Raw genomic sequence first — 15,073 nt, 5'->3', positions numbered from 1 at the left:
CCTCAGCCCTCCTGTCCGGTGGAGGCGGCCTCACCGGCACCGGCGGTCGCCTCGGCCGGAGCCTCGGTCGCCGGAGCGTCGGTACGGTCGCTGCGGGCCGGACGGTCGGCGCGCGAGCCACGGCTCGGACGCTCGCCGCCACGGGCGGGACGGTTGCTGCCGCCGCGACCCGGCGCACCGGCGCGGGCAGCAGCCTGGGCCTGGCGCTCGGCACGGGTGCCGGCGACCTCGCCCTTGTAGATCCAGACCTTCACGCCGATGCGGCCGAAGGTCGTCTTGGCCTCGTAGAAGCCGTAGTCGATGTCGGCACGCAGCGTGTGCAGCGGGACGCGACCCTCGCGGTAGAACTCGGTGCGCGACATCTCGGCGCCGTTGAGTCGACCGGAGCACTGGATCCGGATGCCCTTGGCACCCGAGCGCATCGAGGTCTGCATGGCCTTGCGCATGGCACGGCGGAACTGCACGCGACCCGCGAGCTGCTCGGCGACACCCTGGGCGACGAGCTGGGCGTCGATCTCGGGCTGCTTGACCTCGAGGATGTTGAGCTGCACCTGCTTGCCGGTGAGCTTCTCGAGCTCGCCGCGGATGCGGTCGGCCTCGGCGCCACGGCGACCGATGACGATGCCGGGACGCGCGGTGTGGATGTCGACGCGCACGCGGTCACGGGTGCGCTCGATCTCCACCTTGGAGATGCCGGCCCGCTCCATGCCCTTGGAGAGCAGCTTGCGGATGGCGACGTCCTCGCCGACGTACGCCTTGTACAGCTTGTCGGCGTACCAGCGGCTCTTGTGGTCGGTCGAGATGCCGAGACGGAAGCCGTTCGGGTTGATCTTCTGGCCCATCAGGCACCCTTTCCGTTCTTCTTCACGGTCTTGGCAGCGGCGACCTCGGCCGGCTGCACCGCGAGAGTGATGTGGCTGGTGCGCTTGTTGATCCGGGTCGCACGACCCTGCGCACGCGGACGCCAACGCTTCATCGTCGGGCCCTCGTCGACCATCGCGACCGAGACGACCAGGTCGTCGGTGGCGAGGCCCTCGGTGGTCTCGGCGTTGGCGATGGCGCTCTCCAGCACCTTGTAGACGGTCTCGGAGGCGGCCTGCGGAGCGAACTGCAGCAGGGCCAGGGCCTCGTCGACGGGAAGACCGCGGACCATGTCGACGACACGGCGGGCCTTCATGGGGGTGATCCGCACGAAGCGGGCGGCCGCGAAGGCGCCCGGCTGGTCACCCAGCAGGGTCTCGCGGCGGGCGCTGGTGCGCCGGCGCTCGGTGACACTCATCGACGCTTCCCCTTCCGGTCTTCCTTGACGTGACCCTTGTAGGTGCGCGTCGGAGCGAACTCACCGAGCTTGTGACCGACCATCGAGTCGGTGACGAACACGGGAACGTGCTTGCGACCGTCGTGCACGGCGATGGTGTGGCCGATCATGTCGGGCACGATCATCGACCGGCGCGACCACGTCTTGATGACGTTGTGGCTGCCCTTCGCGTTCTCGGCGTCCACCTTCTTCTGAAGGTGGTCGTCGATGAAGGGGCCCTTCTTCAGGCTGCGAGGCATGTCGGTTACTTCCTACCCTTGCCGGACTTGCGACGACGAATGATCTGGGAGTCGGAGGCCTTGCGCTTGCGCGTGCGGCCCTCCGGCTGGCCCCAGGGCGACACCGGGTGGCGACCACCGGACGTCTTGCCCTCACCACCACCGTGCGGGTGGTCGACCGGGTTCATGACGACACCACGGACGGTCGGGCGCTTGCCCTTCCAGCGCATGCGGCCGGCCTTGCCCCAGTTGATGTTGGACTGCTCGGCGTTGCCGACCTCGCCCACCGTGGCGCGGCACCGGACGTCGACGTACCGCATCTCGCCCGAGGGCATGCGGAGCGTCGCGCGGCTGCCCTCACGGGCGACCAGCTGGGCCGAGTTGCCGGCCGAGCGGGCGATCTTCGCGCCGCCGCCGGGACGCAGCTCCACGCAGTGGATCGTCGTACCGACGGGGATGTTGCGCAGCGGGAGGTTGTTGCCCGGCTTGATGTCGGCGTTGGCGCCCGACTCGACGGCAGTGCCCTGCGACAGGTCCTTCGGCGCGATGATGTATCGCTTCTCGCCGTCGGCGTAGTGCAGCAGCGCGATGCGCGCGGTGCGGTTGGGGTCGTACTCGATGTGAGCGACCTTGGCCGGAACGCCGTCCTTGTCGTAGCGACGGAAGTCGATGATGCGGTACGCGCGCTTGTGGCCGCCACCCTGGTGCCGGGTGGTGATCCGGCCCTGGTTGTTACGGCCGCCCTTCTTGGGCAGCGGACGCGTCAGCGACTTCTCCGGCGTGGTCCGGGTGATCTCGACGAAGTCGGCCACCGAGGAGCCGCGACGGCCCGGGGTGGTCGGCTTGTACTTGCGGATTGCCATGTGTGATCAGTCCTATTCCGGCGGTCAGCCGACCTGGCCGAAGATGTCGATGCGGTGACCCTCAGCCAGGCTGACGATGGCGCGCTTGGTGTTGGCGCGCTTGCCGAGCCCGGTGCGGGTACGGCGGGTCTTGCCCTGGCGGTTGATCGTGTTGACCGAGGTCACCTTGACGTTGAAGACCTTCTCGACCGCGATCTTGATCTCGGTCTTGTTGGCGTCCGGACGGACGATGAAGGTGTACTTGTTGGCGTCGAGGAGCCCGTAGCTCTTCTCGGAGACGACCGGCGCGATCAGGATGTCGCGGTGGTCCTTGTGCAGGGTGCTCACTTGTCGTCCTCCTGGGCCTGGGAGCTGCTCGCGGTGCCGTTCACGAAGGCGTCGTAGGCGCCCTGCGTGAAGACCACGTCGTCGGACGCCAGCACGTCGTAGGTGTTGAGCTGGTCGACGGCGACGATGTGCACCTGCTGCGCGTTGCGCAGCGAGAGCCAGGTCAGCGCGTCGGAGCGCTCGAGCACCACGAGGAAGCGCACCCGGTCGCTGAGCGTGGCCAGCGAGGTGAGCGCGAGCTTGGTCGACGGCTTGTCACCGGAGACCAGGCCGTCCACGACGTGGATGCGACCGTTGCGGGCCCGGTCCGAGAGGGCACCGCGCAGGGCGGCGGCCTTCATCTTCTTGGGCGTGCGCTGGTCGTAGTCGCGCGGCTTGGGGCCGTGCACGATGCCACCACCGGCGAACTGAGGAGCGCGGGTCGAGCCCTGACGGGCGCGGCCGGTGCCCTTCTGCTTGTAGGGCTTGCGGCCACCGCCGCGAACCTCGCCGCGACGCTTGGTCGAGTGCGTGCCCTGGCGGGCCGCGGCCTGCTGGGCCACGACGACCTGGTGGATCAGCGGGACGTTGACCTCGACGCCGAAGATGTCGGCGGGGAAGTCAACCTTGACGGTCTTGACAGCCATGCTCAGGCCTCCTGCGTCTTCTTGGCAGCCGAGCGGATGACCACGAGACCGCCGCGGGGGCCGGGAACGGCACCCTTGAGCAGGATCAGGCCCTTCTCGGCGTCGACGGCGTGGACCGTGACGTTCTGGGTCGTGACGGTGTCGTTACCCATGCGACCGGCCATGCGCGTGCCCTTGAAGACACGGCCCGGCGTGGCGCAGGCACCGATCGAGCCCGGCTTGCGGTGGTTGCGGTGGGCACCGTGGGAGGCACCGACACCATGGAAGCCGTGACGCTTCATGACACCGGCGTAGCCCTTGCCCTTGCTGGTGCCGGTCACGTCGATCTCGTCGCCGGCCGCGAAGAGCTCGGGAGAGAGCTCCTGGCCCACGGAGTACGACGCGGCGTCGGACGTGCGGATCTCGACGACGTGACGACGCGGGGTCACCCCGGCCTTGCCGAAGTGGCCGGCCTCGGGCTTGTTGACCTTGCGGGCCTCGATCTCGCCGTACGAGACCTGGATGGCGTTGTAGCCATCGGTCTCGGGCGAGCGGACCTGGGTCACGACGTTGGTCGCAGCAGCGATCACGGTCACGGGGACGACGATGTTGTTCTCGTCCCAGAGCTGGGTCATGCCGAGCTTGGTGCCCAGCAGTCCCTTGACATTGCGTTCAAAAGTTCCGGTCATCGCAGATACCTCAGAGCTTGATCTCGATGTCGACACCAGCAGGCAGGTCGAGACGCATGAGCGAGTCGACCGTCTTCGGCGTGGGGTCGATGATGTCGATGAGGCGCTTGTGCGTGCGCATCTCGAAGTGCTCGCGTGAGTCCTTGTACTTGTGGGGCGAGCGGATGACGCAGAACACGTTCTTCTCGGTCGGCAGCGGCACGGGGCCGGCGACCTTCGCACCCGTGCGGGTGACGGTGTCCACGATCTTGCGCGCCGAGGTGTCGATCACCTCGTGGTCATAGGCCTTGAGCCTGATGCGGATCTTCTGTCCCGCCATAGGTCTCTCTCGTCCTTATCGATCTCGTACCCCGCCAGGAGGTACCGCGTTCTGGTCCTTGTTTCACGACACGGCCTCGTCGGGTGAGGCCGCACCGCCTGTCTCTCCACCACCTCCGCCGACCCCCGCGGTCGGGCGTGTCGCCGGTGTTGGCACGACACGAGACGCGAGTCTCGACGGTGTTGCGGGTGGCACCCGACCGGTTCGTCGGGCTGATCGGGCCTCCGCCAGACGATCGAGCCGGTGCGGCGCACGCAGAGCACTGAGATCGATCCGGGAGACGCGATTCAGTGATCAATGTGGTGCCGCATCCGTGCACGTGGTCTGGTGGGACCCGCCGGAGCAACCTGGATATCTTGGCAGAGATCCGGGAGTGCGCCAAATCGAAACGTCCGCGGCACCGGAACGCCCGTCCCGGGGCGCGGTGTCACCGGACCTGACAGGATTGGCGCACTCACGAGACGGGGGTCCGATGACCGAGCAGTTCCCGCCGCCCGGGTCCCCCGGGCAGCAGCCACCACCGCCCGGCAGCCAGCCCGCGGCGCCGTACGTCGCGTCGTACGGACAGCAGCCGGCGACGGTCCCCCGCCCGGCACCACCCGGGATGCTCGGCGCCGCCCACAAGCCCGGCGCGGTGCCGCTGCGCCCGCTCACGCTCTCGGACATGTACGACGCGGCGTTCCGGATCATCCGCTTCAACCCCAAGGCCACCGTCGGCTCCGCGGTGCTCGTCGCCGCGGTCGCCATGGCGATCCCCGTCCTCGTGACGACGTTCCTCAGCCTCGGCCTCGACCTGTCCCTGCAGGTCGACGACACCGGCGAGCTGAGCGGCGACGTCGGCGGGCTGGTCGGCTCCCTCGGGTCGCTGGGCCTCGGGACGGCCCTGCAGACCATCGGGCTCATCCTGGTCGGCGGGATGATCGCCCACGTGGTCGCCGCCGCGGCGATCGGCCGCCGTCTCAGCCTCGAGCAGGCCTGGGCCGTGACCCGCGGCAAGCGGTGGCGGCTCGTCGGCCTCACCGCCACGCTCGGGCTGACCCTCACCCTCATCATCGTCGTCTACGCGCTGAGCTGGATCCCGGTCGTGCTGCTGGCGGACGGCTGGCGAGAGCCGCTGGTCTACGGATTCGTCAGCGTGCCGCTGTTCGTGGCCTTCGTCGTGTGGTTCTGGGTGCGCATCTACTACCTGCCGGTGCCGGCGCTCATGCTGGAGCCGGTCGGGGTCTTCGGTGCGATCAGCCGGGGCTACCACCTGACCCGGGGCGCCTTCTGGCGCACCTTCGGGATCGCCCTGCTCACCGTGGTCATCGCCCAGGCAGCCGGGACGGTGCTCGCCCTGCCCATCAGCTTCCTCTCCCAGGCCGCGCTGCTGGGCGGCCTGCCGAGCGAGGCCGGGCTCCTCGTCCTCGTCCTGAGCCAGGCGCTCGGCTCCGTGGTGACCGCGGCCTTCGTGGCACCGTTCACCACCGCCGTCGCCTCGCTGCAGTACCTCGACCTGCGGATGCGCACCGAGGGACACGACATCACCCTCATGCAGCAGGCCGGGGTCATCGGCGCGTGACCCTGCTGGTGCCGGCCGAACCGCCCCTCGTCCCCTCGCCGGACGAGGGGCGCTCGCTGCTGCGCCGCGAGCTGCTGGAGGCCGACTACCGCGAGGACGACGTCCTCGGCAGGGTGCTCGACTGGGTGCGGCGACTGATCGTGCGGACGCTCGACGCGGCCTCGTCCGCGCCGCCGCTCTCCACGTTCTTCGCGATGCTCGTCGGCCTGCTGCTCGTGCTCGCCCTGGTGTGGCTGGTGACGCGCACCCGCGCCTCCCGCGGGGTACGACGGCAGGGGGCCGCCGCGGTCCCCGACGACACGGTGGGCGCGGACGAGTGGCGCGCGCGTGCCGAGGCGGCGTACTCCTCCGGGGACCACTCCACCGCCCTGGTCGACGGCTTCCGGGCGCTGGCGGTGCGCCAGGTGGAGCGTGGACTGCTGGACGACGCCCCCGGGGCGACCGCCCACGAGCTGGCCGTCGCCCTCCGCGCCCGGTACCCCGACCGTGCGCAGCACGTCGACGAGGGGGCCCGGCTCTTCGACCTCGTCCTGTACGGCGACCGCGTGGCCACCGAGGACCAGGCGCGATCGGTGCTCGCGCTCGACGACGAGCTGGCGGGCACCGCATGAGGGGGTGGTGGGAGCGCCACCGCACCACGGTGCTGATCGGCGCCGGCACGCTGGCCGCCCTGCTGGTGGCGGTGCTGCTCGGGACCGGCAACCGCACCTCCGCCAGCCACGACCCCGACAACCCCGGCGGCACGGGCGCCCAGGCGGTGGCGCGGGTGCTCGCCGACCAGGGCGTGGACGTCGAGGTGGCCCGCTCGGCCGCCGAGCTCGAGGACGCGGAGGTCGACGCGGGCACGACCGTGCTCGTCACCTCCCCCGACAACCTCGGCCGCAGCACCGCCCGACGCCTCCTGGCCCACGCGGGTGCGGCGACCGTGGTGGTCGCCGGCCCGGGTCCGGGGGCGGTCGCCGCGCTGGGCGTCGATGTCGAGGGCGCCACCGCGGTCCCGGACTCCCCGCGCAGCGCGGGCTGCACCGAGGGCGGCCTCGAGGTGCTGTCGGGCCTGGCGGTGGACGTGGACCTCGCCACCGCGTGGCCCACCACCGCCGGCTGCTTCGGCGGTCCCGACGGCTGGTGGCTCGCCTCCGCCGACGACGGCCTGCTGCTGCTCGGGGCCCCGGGCATCCTGGAGAACGACCAGGTCCTGCGGGCCGACAACGCCACCGCCGCCCTGCGCCTCCTCGGCGGGGACGACCGCCTCGTCTGGTACGTCCCGGACCTGGCCGACCTCAGCGGTGACGACGGCGTGAGCCTGCGCAGCCTCGTGCCACCGTGGCTGCTCCCCGCGGTGTGGCTCTGCGGCCTGACGATGGTGGCCGTGGCCTGGTGGCGCGGTCGCCGGCTCGGACGGCTCGCCACCGAGCCCCTCCCGGTGACGGTGCGGGCGCTGGAGACGACCCACGCGCGCGGACGTCTCTACCGCGACGCCGCCGACCGGGAGCACGCCGTGCACGCGCTCCGACAGCACACCCGGACCACCGCGGCGGCCCACCTGGGCCTCCCGCCGCAGGACACCGACGCCCTCGTGCGGGACGTCGCCCACGCCGTCGGCCGACCGGCCCACGAGGTGGCCGCCCTCCTCGACGACACCGCTCCCCCACCGCGCAGCGACGACGAACTCATCCGCCTGGCCACCGCGTTGGCCGAGCTCGACAGAGAGGTACGTGCCACATGACCGCAGGACCCATCGGGGCCGAGGAGGCCCGCGCCCGCCTCGCGGCCGTCCGTACCGAGGTGGCCAAGGCGGTGGTCGGCCAGGACGCCGCCGTGTCGGGGCTGCTCGTCGCCCTGCTGTGCGGCGGCCACGTGCTGCTCGAGGGGGTGCCCGGCGTGGCCAAGACGCTCCTGGTGCGCACCCTGGCCCAGTCGCTGTCCGTCGGCACCAAGCGCGTGCAGTTCACCCCGGACCTGATGCCCGGTGACATCACCGGGTCGATGGTCATCGAGGGACGGGCCGGGGAGCTCACCTTCCGCGAGGGCCCGCTGTTCACGCACCTGCTGCTGGCCGACGAGATCAACCGGACGCCGCCCAAGACCCAGTCGGCACTGCTGGAGGCGATGGAGGAGGGCCAGGTCTCGGTGGACGGGGTGTCGCGACGGCTGCCCCACCCCTTCCTGGTGGCGGCGACCCAGAACCCCGTCGAGTACGAGGGCACCTACCCGCTCCCGGAGGCCCAGCTCGACCGCTTCCTGCTCAAGCTGGTGCTCCCGGTGCCCGACCGGGAGGCCGAGCTGGAGATCCTGCGCCGGCACGCCGCGGGGTTCGACCCGCGCGACGTCGCGGCGTCCGGCGTCACCGCGGTCGCGGGACCCGACGACATCGCCGCCGGCCAGGACGCCGTCCGGGAGGTGCAGGTCTCCCCCGAGGTCACCGGCTACATCGTGGACATCGCCCGCGCCACCCGCGAGTCGCCCTCGCTCTCGCTCGGGGTGTCCCCGCGTGGGGCCACCGCACTGCTGCGCGCGGCCCGCGCCTGGGCGTGGCTGACCGGTCGCGACTTCGTGACTCCCGACGACGTCAAGGCCCTGGCCCACGCCACCTTGGCCCACCGGCTCGGGCTGCGTCCCGAGGCGGAGCTCGAGGGCGTGGACGTCAGCGCCGTGCTCGCCTCCGCGCTCGGCTCGGTCCCGGTGCCGCGCTGAGCATGACGATCACCGGGCGCGTCCCCCTCCTGCTGCTCACCGGGCTGGTGCCCGTCGTGCTGCGACCCGCCGCGAGCACCGTGTGGATGTGGCTGCTGCTCGTCGGCCTGGTGACGGCCGCCGACTGGCTGCTGGCGCCGCGACCCGCGACGCTCGAGGTGACCCGCCGCCCTCCCGGCACCGTCCGGACCGGGACGCCCGCCGACTCGCGCCTCACCGTCTCCGCCACCGGCCGGGGCGTGCGCGCCCTGGTCCGCGACGCCTGGCAGCCCAGCGCCGGAGCCAGCGACAACCGGCACCGGGTCGTGCTCCGTCCCGGTGCCCGCGCCCTGCTCACCACCCCCCTGCTCCCCCGGCGCCGCGGCGACCTGCGGGCCGTGGGGGTGACGGTCCGGGTGCCCGGGCCGCTGGGGCTCGCCTGCCGCCAGGCGACCCTCGACGTCCCGGGCACGGTCCGCTCGCTGCCGGCCTTCGAGTCCCGCAAGCACCTGCCCTCACGGTTGGCCCGGTTGCGGGACCTCGACGGCCGCGCGGCGGTCCGGGTGCGCGGCCAGGGCACCGAGTTCGACTCGCTGCGGGAGTACGTCCGCGGCGACGACGTGCGCTCCATCGACTGGCGGGCCAGCGCGCGCAACCGGTCGGTCGTCGTCCGCACGTGGCAGCCCGAGCGGGACCGCCGGGTGGTGCTCGTGCTCGACACGTCCCGCGTCTCGGCCGGGCGCATCGGCGACGTGCCCCGGCTGGACTCCGCGATGGATGCGGGGCTGCTGCTCGCCGCCCTCGCCGCCCGCGCCGGCGACCGCGTCGACTTCCTCGCCGGCGACCGCACCGTCCGGTCGCGGGTCCGGGCCGCCGGGGCCCGCGACATCGCGGCCCGGCTGCAGGAGGCGATGGCCGACCTCGAGCCGGTGATCGCCGAGGCCGACTGGTCGGCCCTGGCCGGCGAGGTGACGCGGCTCGGCCGCCAGCGGGCGCTGGTGGTGCTGCTGACACCGCTGGAGCCCGCGGCGGTCTACGAGGGACTGCTCCCGGTCCTGCCGACGCTCGTCCGCCACCACCGGGTGGTCGTCGCGTCCGTGCAGGACCCCGCCCTGGGCGACCTGGTGGGGACGCGCGGATCCCTGGACGAGGTGTACGCCGCCGCCGCGGCGTCGCAGGTCCTCGGCGAGCGCGAGCGCGCGGCCCGCGTGCTCAGGACGCTCGGGGTCGACGTGCTCGACGCGGACGCCGAGCGGCTGCCGCCGCTCCTCGCGGACCACTACCTGGCCCTCAAGGCACGCGGCCTGCTCTGAGGCGGCCGCGCACCTCAGGCCTGGGTGGCGACCCGGTCCTCGAGCAGGGCGGCGTCGACGTCGCCGGTGTGCCCGCGCAGGGCCGCGTTGCGCCCGAGCACGAAGACGTAGGCGAAGAACGCCATCTCGGCCAGGATCCCGATGCCCACCCGGGCCCACGTGGGCAACGACGACGGGGTCACGAACCCCTCGATGACCCCGCTGAGGGCCAGGACCGCGACCAGCCCGAGGGCGATCGTCCCGGCCGTGCGTCCCTCGTGGGCCAGCGACTGGGCCCGGGTCAGCGACCCGGGCTCGATCCAGGACCAGAAGAGCCGCAGCCCGACTCCCCCGGCCACGAAGACAGCGGTGAGCTCGAGCAGCCCGTGCGGGAGGATCAGTCCCCAGAAGTGCCCGGCGTGGTCGTGGCGCGTCATGATCGAGCCGATGATCGCCAGGTTGGCGATGTTCTGGAAGAGCAGCCAGACGACCGGTGCGCCGAGGATCCCCAGGGCGATGCAGAGCGCGGCGACCCAGGCGTTGTTGATCCAGACCTGCGCGGCGAAGTGCGAGGCGGCGTACTCGCTGTAGTAGCCCTCGAAGTCGGTGCTGACCAGCTGGTCCACCTCGTCGGGGGTGAGCAGGGACTGCTCCACGGCCGGGTTGCCGAGAAGCCACCACATCATCACGGCGATGACGACCACGTTGCCCGCGAGAGTCCCCAGCCACCACCACCGCAACCGGTAGAGGGCCGCCGGGAAGCGCTGGGTGAAGAAGTCCCGCACGCCGCGCCAGGTCGTCGCGCGGGTGCCGACGGTGCGCTGGCGGGCCCGGGCGAGCAGCGAGGACAGGTGCGCGATGAGGCTCGCGTCCGGCGCGGACGTGCGCACCACCGACAGGTGGGTCGCGACCCGCTGGTAGAGCTCGACCAGCTCGTCGCTCTCCGCACCGCTGAGGCGGCGCCGGCCGGCGAGCTCGTCGAGCCGTCGCCAGTCGGCCGAGTGCGTGAGCACGTAGGCGTCGAGGTCCACGCCGCCAGCCTATGCTGGCGGCGATGTCCGAGCCCGGCCCGACCTTTGCCAGCCTCACCGCCGACGACCACGTCACCGGCGAGGCCGTGGCCCTCGACCTGCCCCCGGCCAGCCTCGGCGCCCGCATCGTCTCCGGTCTCGTCGACGTGCTGCTCACCCTCGCCGTCCTCGTCGTCGCGATCCTCGTCCTGGGCATCGCGTCCCTGCAGTCCGACGGGGCCCTGGCGCACGTGGCCCTCATCGGCACGCTCATCCTCGTCTTCCTGGTGCTGCCCACGACGGTGGAGACGCTCACCCGTGGCCGCTCGCTCGGCAAGCTGGCGATGGGGTTGCGCACGGTGCGCGACGACGCCGGGCCGATCACCGCGCAGCACGCCTTCGTGAGGGCCCTCATCGGGTTCGTGGAGATCTACGTCTTCTCCGGGGTGCCGGCCTTCTTCTCCGCCATGCTGTCGTCCAAGGGCAAGCGGCTCGGGGACTACGCCGCCGGCACGTACGTCGTGCGCAGCCGGGTCCGGCTCCAGCTGGCACCGCCGGCGCTGATGCCGCCCGAGCTGGCCCGGTGGGCCCGCACCGCGGACATGTCCGCCCTGCCGACCGGGCTGGCCCTGGCGGTCCGCCAGTACCTCGGCCGGCAGGCAAGCCTGGACCCGCAGCACCGCCACGAGATGGGGGTCCGCCTCGCCGACCTGGTGGCGACCCACGTCGCGCCGCCGCCCCCGCCCGGCACCTCCCCGCAGGCCTACCTCGCCGCGGTCGTCGCGTCGCGCCGCGAGCGCGACCTGGTCCGGCTGCGACGCGACGCGGCCCTGCGCGACCGGCTCACCGCACGCCGGTGACTCCCGTCCGGTCGCGGCGTACCGTGGCTGCATGGTGATCGGCCTGCTGGTCGTCGTGGGGTGCACCGCGGTGTTCGGCCTGGTGGTGGGAGGGGCGTTGTACGCCGGCTCCCTGGGTCGCCTCGCGCGCCGGCACCGGCACCGCCCGCCGCAGCCGGTCGGACGCCCCCTCGAGCGCGTGGTGGCGGACCTGCACCGCATCCGCGCCGAGGTCCTCGCCCCGGTCCCCGGGGCGAGCAAGGTGCGACGCGACGCGACGCTCGCGGCGTACGACGACGTGCTCGCCGAGGCCTGCCGGGCGCTGGGCGTCCCCGACCACCTCACCGCGGTGCCCCCGGGCACCGAGCGGGAGGCGGAGCGCCTGCACACGGAGTGGCTCCTCGAGCAGGCGGGCGTGCCGGTCACCTCGCCGCGGTGACCCCCTCGCGGACCCGCAGGCCCCTGTCGACTCAGGTGCGCGTGTAGGTGAGGTCCGTGATCTCGCGGTCCTTCTCGAGACCCTTGCGCTCGAACCGGGTCACCGGCCGGTCCGCCCAGCGCTCGACCCGGCCACCGGTGAGCAGCGGCTCGGCGTCGAGCACCTCGATCATCTGCTGGGCGTAGTCGCCCCAGTCGGTGGCCAGGCGCCAGTGCGCCCCGGGCGCGAGCCGGCCGGCGATCATCGCTGCGTTGGGTCCCGTGACGAGACGGCGCTTGCGGTGCTTCTTCTTGTGCCACGGATCGGGGAAGAAGGTCCACAGCTCGCTGATGCTGCCGGGTGCCAGCAGGTGCTCCAGGAACCACACGGCATCCACCCCGCAGAAGCGGACGTTGTCGGCGCCGGCCTCCGCGACGCGCCACAGGCCGTCGGCGATCCCGGGCGTCCACACCTCGAGGGCCAGGACGTTGACGTCGGGGCGCTGCGCGGCCAGCACTGCGGTGGCCTCACCCACGCCCGAGCCGACCTCGACGACGAGCGGGGCGTCCCGGTCCGGCCACCACGACAGCAGGTCGAAGTCCGGGCGGTCGACGGCCTCGTCCGGGATCACCCAGTCGGCCTGGTGGGCGGCCCACCCCTCCGCCTGCCGCGGGGTGAAGCGGCTCCCGCGTCGCGAGTAGGTGAGGACCTCGCGCATCCGGCGACCGTCGTCGGTGAGCTTGTGGTGGGGACGGGCGGGGCGGGCGGGGCCCTGGGGCGAGTCGGACACGACGGCATTCTCCCAGCCGGGTCCTGGCCGGGCCTAGGTTGGGCCCGTGGAGTCGCTCATCCTGCCCGACGGCCGGCCGGTCCAGCTGTGGCTGGGAGGAGCCGACACCGGACCGGTGGTGCTGTTCTTCCACGGCACCCCCGACACGCGGTGGGCCGCCCGGTCCGGCGAGGAGGCGGCGCGCGAGGTCGGCGTCCGGCTGCTGTGCGTCAACCGTCCCGGCTACGGCCTCTCGGCACGCGCCGACTCGACGTACTCCACCGCCGCGGACGACGCTGCCGCGGTGCTCGACCTGCTCGGGATCCGCGAGGTGGCCGCCCTCGGCATGTCCGTCGGCGGCGGGTACGCCGCGACCTTCGTCGTCCGGCACCCCGGGCGCACCACGGCGCTCGGCGTCGTGGCGACCCTGCCGATGAGCGGGACCCCGCCCGAGGGGACGGTCGAGGACGCGATGGAGCGGGCCCGTCCCGAGTTCGAGGCGTGGGTCGCCCGGGTGCACCCCGACGACCCGGACGACGCGGCCCTCGCCCGCCGCTGGGCCGCCGCGCTCCCGGACCGGGACGCCGCGCTGGTCCGAGGAATGCCCGTCGACGAGGTGGCCGCCTCGATCCGCGAGGCGCTCGCCGACCACCACGGCTACCTGCGCGACGCGGCCCTGCTCTGCCGGCCGTGGGGCGTCGACGTCGCCTCCGTCTCCTGCCCCGTGCACCTCTGGTACGGCGAGCGCGACGGGCGTGCGCTGCCGGGAGCCGCGTGGTTCGCCGAGCGGGTCCCGCACGCCGAGGTGGTGGTGAGACCGGGGAGCACCCACCTGGCCACGCTCCTCGAGCACTGGCCGGAGATCCTGGCGGACCTCACCCGCGGATGAGGTCCGCAACGTGCAACGAGGCCCCACTCCCGAAGGAGTGGGGCCTCGCTGGTGAAGCCTGAGGATCAGATCACTTGGTGATCTTGACGACCCGGCCGGCGCCGACGGTGCGGCCACCCTCACGGATCGCGAACCGGAGGCCCTCGTCCATGGCGATGGGCTGGATGAGCTCGACCGACATCTCGGTGTTGTCACCCGGCATGACCATCTCGGTGCCCTCGGGCAGGGTCACAACACCGGTCACGTCAGTCGTACGGAAGTAGAACTGGGGACGGTAGTTGTTGAAGAACGGCGTGTGACGGCCGCCCTCGTCCTTGCTGAGGATGTAGACGGACGCCTCGAAGTTGGTGTGAGGCGTCGTGGTGCCCGGCTTGATGACGACCATGCCGCGCTCGATGTCCTCGCGCTTGGTGCCACGGAGGAGGAGACCGACGTTCTCGCCGGCCTGGCCCTCGTCGAGCAGCTTGCGGAACATCTCGACGCCGGTGACGGTCGACTTCTGCGAGGTCTCGCGGATGCCGATGATCTCGACCTCCTCGTTGACCTTGACGATGCCGCGCTCGATGCGACCGGTGATGACCGTGCCGCGACCGGTGATCGTGAAGACGTCCTCGACGGGCATGAGGAACGGCTTGTCGGTCTCGCGCTCGGGGGTCGGGATCGAGTCGTCGACCGCGTTCATCAGCTCGAGGATCGACTCGCCCCACTTCTCGTCGCCCTGCAGGGCGGGGAAGGCGGCAACGCGCACGACGGGGATGTTGTCGCCGTCGAACTCGTACTCGGAGAGGAGCTCGCGCACCTCCATCTCGACGAGCTCGATGAGCTCCTCGTCGTCGACCATGTCGCACTTGTTGAGCGCCACGACCAGGGCGGGGACGCCGACCTGGCGGGCGAGCAGCACGTGCTCACGCGTCTGCGGCATGGGGCCGTCGGTGGCGGCGACCACGAGGATCGCGCCGTCCATCTGAGCGGCACCGGTGATCATGTTCTTGATGTAGTCCGCGTGACCCGGGCAGTCGACGTGCGCGTAGTGGCGCGCCTCGGTCTGGTACTCGACGTGCGCGATCGAGATCGTGATGCCGCGCTGACGCTCCTCGGGAGCCTTGTCGATCTGGTCGAAGGCCGAGGCCTCGTTCAGGTTCGGGTACTTGTCGTGCAACACCTTGGTGATCGCCGCGGTCAGCGTCGTCTTGCCGTGGTCGATGTGACCGATCGTGCCGATGTTGACGTGCGGCTTGGTCCGCTCGAACTTCGCCTTAGCCACTGGGGCTCCTCCTGGTTGG

Annotated in this window: 19 protein-coding genes; 8 read left to right on the top strand and 11 right to left on the bottom strand. The window is 72.1% G+C overall.

Annotated elements, in window-relative coordinates; all coding sequences use genetic code 11:
• Positions 1-2: 2 nt before the first annotated feature.
• The 8 genes from rpsC to rpsJ are packed head-to-tail and all read right to left on the bottom strand — an operon-like array spanning position 3 to position 4,339.
• Entirely contained in the window at positions 3-842 is an 840-nt protein-coding gene (gene rpsC, locus DAE25_RS13550) for a 30S ribosomal protein S3 (RefSeq protein WP_056887119.1), read from the bottom strand.
• The gene (rplV, locus tag DAE25_RS13545) at positions 842-1,279 is read right to left on the bottom strand and encodes a 50S ribosomal protein L22 (RefSeq protein ID WP_107766684.1); all 438 of its coding nucleotides are present in this window, start codon (positions 1,277-1,279) and stop codon (positions 842-844) included. The genes rpsC and rplV overlap by 1 nt, the downstream gene beginning before the upstream one ends.
• Positions 1,276-1,557, bottom strand: coding sequence for a 30S ribosomal protein S19 (gene rpsS / locus DAE25_RS13540; protein ID WP_056887117.1), 282 nt, complete (start codon positions 1,555-1,557; stop codon positions 1,276-1,278). Before rpsS ends, rplV begins: the two co-directional genes overlap by 4 nt.
• Positions 1,558-1,562: 5 nt before the next feature.
• The gene (gene rplB, locus DAE25_RS13535; protein WP_056887116.1) at positions 1,563-2,399 is read right to left on the bottom strand and encodes a 50S ribosomal protein L2; all 837 of its coding nucleotides are present in this window, start codon (positions 2,397-2,399) and stop codon (positions 1,563-1,565) included.
• 24 nt (positions 2,400-2,423) lie between these two features.
• Complete coding sequence (gene rplW, locus DAE25_RS13530; RefSeq protein WP_056887115.1) at positions 2,424-2,726, bottom strand: 50S ribosomal protein L23; 303 nt, start codon at positions 2,724-2,726, stop codon at positions 2,424-2,426.
• A complete protein-coding gene (gene rplD / locus DAE25_RS13525; RefSeq protein WP_107766683.1) occupies positions 2,723-3,352 on the bottom strand; it encodes a 50S ribosomal protein L4 in 630 nt (209 codons plus the stop codon). Before rplD ends, rplW begins: the two co-directional genes overlap by 4 nt.
• A gap of 2 nt (positions 3,353-3,354) precedes the next feature.
• Positions 3,355-4,020 carry a 50S ribosomal protein L3 gene (gene rplC / locus DAE25_RS13520; protein ID WP_056887113.1) on the bottom strand — a complete coding sequence of 222 codons (666 nt, stop codon included), beginning with the start codon at positions 4,018-4,020 and terminating at the stop codon, positions 3,355-3,357.
• A gap of 10 nt (positions 4,021-4,030) precedes the next feature.
• The gene (gene rpsJ / locus DAE25_RS13515; RefSeq protein WP_007078637.1) at positions 4,031-4,339 is read right to left on the bottom strand and encodes a 30S ribosomal protein S10; all 309 of its coding nucleotides are present in this window, start codon (positions 4,337-4,339) and stop codon (positions 4,031-4,033) included.
• A gap of 472 nt (positions 4,340-4,811) precedes the next feature.
• Between rpsJ and DAE25_RS13510 the strand changes: the two genes are divergently transcribed.
• From DAE25_RS13510 to DAE25_RS13490, 5 genes are read left to right on the top strand one after another with little or no spacing between them, the layout of a single operon-like run.
• Positions 4,812-5,900: a hypothetical protein gene (locus DAE25_RS13510; RefSeq protein WP_107766682.1), complete on the top strand. Its 1,089-nt coding sequence runs from the start codon at positions 4,812-4,814 to the stop codon at positions 5,898-5,900.
• Positions 5,897-6,511 (top strand): DUF4129 domain-containing protein, encoded by a 615-nt coding sequence (locus DAE25_RS13505; protein WP_107766681.1) that lies wholly within the window; start codon positions 5,897-5,899, stop codon positions 6,509-6,511. The genes DAE25_RS13510 and DAE25_RS13505 overlap by 4 nt, the downstream gene beginning before the upstream one ends.
• Positions 6,508-7,626 carry a DUF4350 domain-containing protein gene (locus DAE25_RS13500; protein ID WP_107766680.1) on the top strand — a complete coding sequence of 373 codons (1,119 nt, stop codon included), beginning with the start codon at positions 6,508-6,510 and terminating at the stop codon, positions 7,624-7,626. The genes DAE25_RS13505 and DAE25_RS13500 overlap by 4 nt, the downstream gene beginning before the upstream one ends.
• The gene (locus DAE25_RS13495) at positions 7,623-8,594 is read left to right on the top strand and encodes an AAA family ATPase (RefSeq protein WP_107766679.1); all 972 of its coding nucleotides are present in this window, start codon (positions 7,623-7,625) and stop codon (positions 8,592-8,594) included. The genes DAE25_RS13500 and DAE25_RS13495 overlap by 4 nt, the downstream gene beginning before the upstream one ends.
• A 2-nt stretch (positions 8,595-8,596) precedes the next feature.
• Complete coding sequence (locus tag DAE25_RS13490) at positions 8,597-9,886, top strand: DUF58 domain-containing protein (RefSeq protein WP_107766678.1); 1,290 nt, start codon at positions 8,597-8,599, stop codon at positions 9,884-9,886.
• A 14-nt stretch (positions 9,887-9,900) separates the two neighbouring features.
• Here DAE25_RS13490 and DAE25_RS13485 read toward each other — a convergent pair whose 3' ends face one another.
• Positions 9,901-10,896 carry a stage II sporulation protein M gene (locus DAE25_RS13485; RefSeq protein WP_107766677.1) on the bottom strand — a complete coding sequence of 332 codons (996 nt, stop codon included), beginning with the start codon at positions 10,894-10,896 and terminating at the stop codon, positions 9,901-9,903.
• Positions 10,897-10,919: 23 nt separating this feature from the next.
• Here DAE25_RS13485 and DAE25_RS13480 point away from each other — a divergent pair, with 23 nt between their 5' ends.
• Positions 10,920-11,735 (top strand): RDD family protein, encoded by an 816-nt coding sequence (locus DAE25_RS13480; RefSeq protein ID WP_107766749.1) that lies wholly within the window; start codon positions 10,920-10,922, stop codon positions 11,733-11,735.
• Between the two features lie 31 nt (positions 11,736-11,766).
• Entirely contained in the window at positions 11,767-12,153 is a 387-nt protein-coding gene (locus DAE25_RS13475) for a hypothetical protein (protein ID WP_107766676.1), read from the top strand.
• Positions 12,154-12,184: 31 nt separating this feature from the next.
• Here DAE25_RS13475 and trmB read toward each other — a convergent pair whose 3' ends face one another.
• Positions 12,185-12,922, bottom strand: a complete 738-nt coding sequence (trmB, locus tag DAE25_RS13470) for a tRNA (guanine(46)-N(7))-methyltransferase TrmB (RefSeq protein ID WP_234411034.1) — start codon at positions 12,920-12,922, stop codon at positions 12,185-12,187.
• 46 nt (positions 12,923-12,968) lie between these two features.
• Between trmB and DAE25_RS13465 the strand changes: the two genes are divergently transcribed.
• Positions 12,969-13,790, top strand: a complete 822-nt coding sequence (locus DAE25_RS13465; protein ID WP_107766675.1) for an alpha/beta fold hydrolase — start codon at positions 12,969-12,971, stop codon at positions 13,788-13,790.
• Positions 13,791-13,860: 70 nt separating this feature from the next.
• Here the strand turns inward: DAE25_RS13465 and tuf are convergent, their stop codons facing one another.
• Positions 13,861-15,054 (bottom strand): elongation factor Tu, encoded by a 1,194-nt coding sequence (gene tuf, locus DAE25_RS13460; RefSeq protein ID WP_107766674.1) that lies wholly within the window; start codon positions 15,052-15,054, stop codon positions 13,861-13,863.
• Between the last annotated feature and the right edge of the window lie 19 nt (positions 15,055-15,073).

It is taken from the genome of Nocardioides terrigena (assembly GCF_003047265.1).
In the GTDB taxonomy this organism is placed as follows: domain Bacteria; phylum Actinomycetota; class Actinomycetes; order Propionibacteriales; family Nocardioidaceae; genus Nocardioides; species Nocardioides terrigena.
Note: the sequence above shows the minus strand (reverse complement) of the source record. Positions and strands in the feature narration are given on the sequence as shown.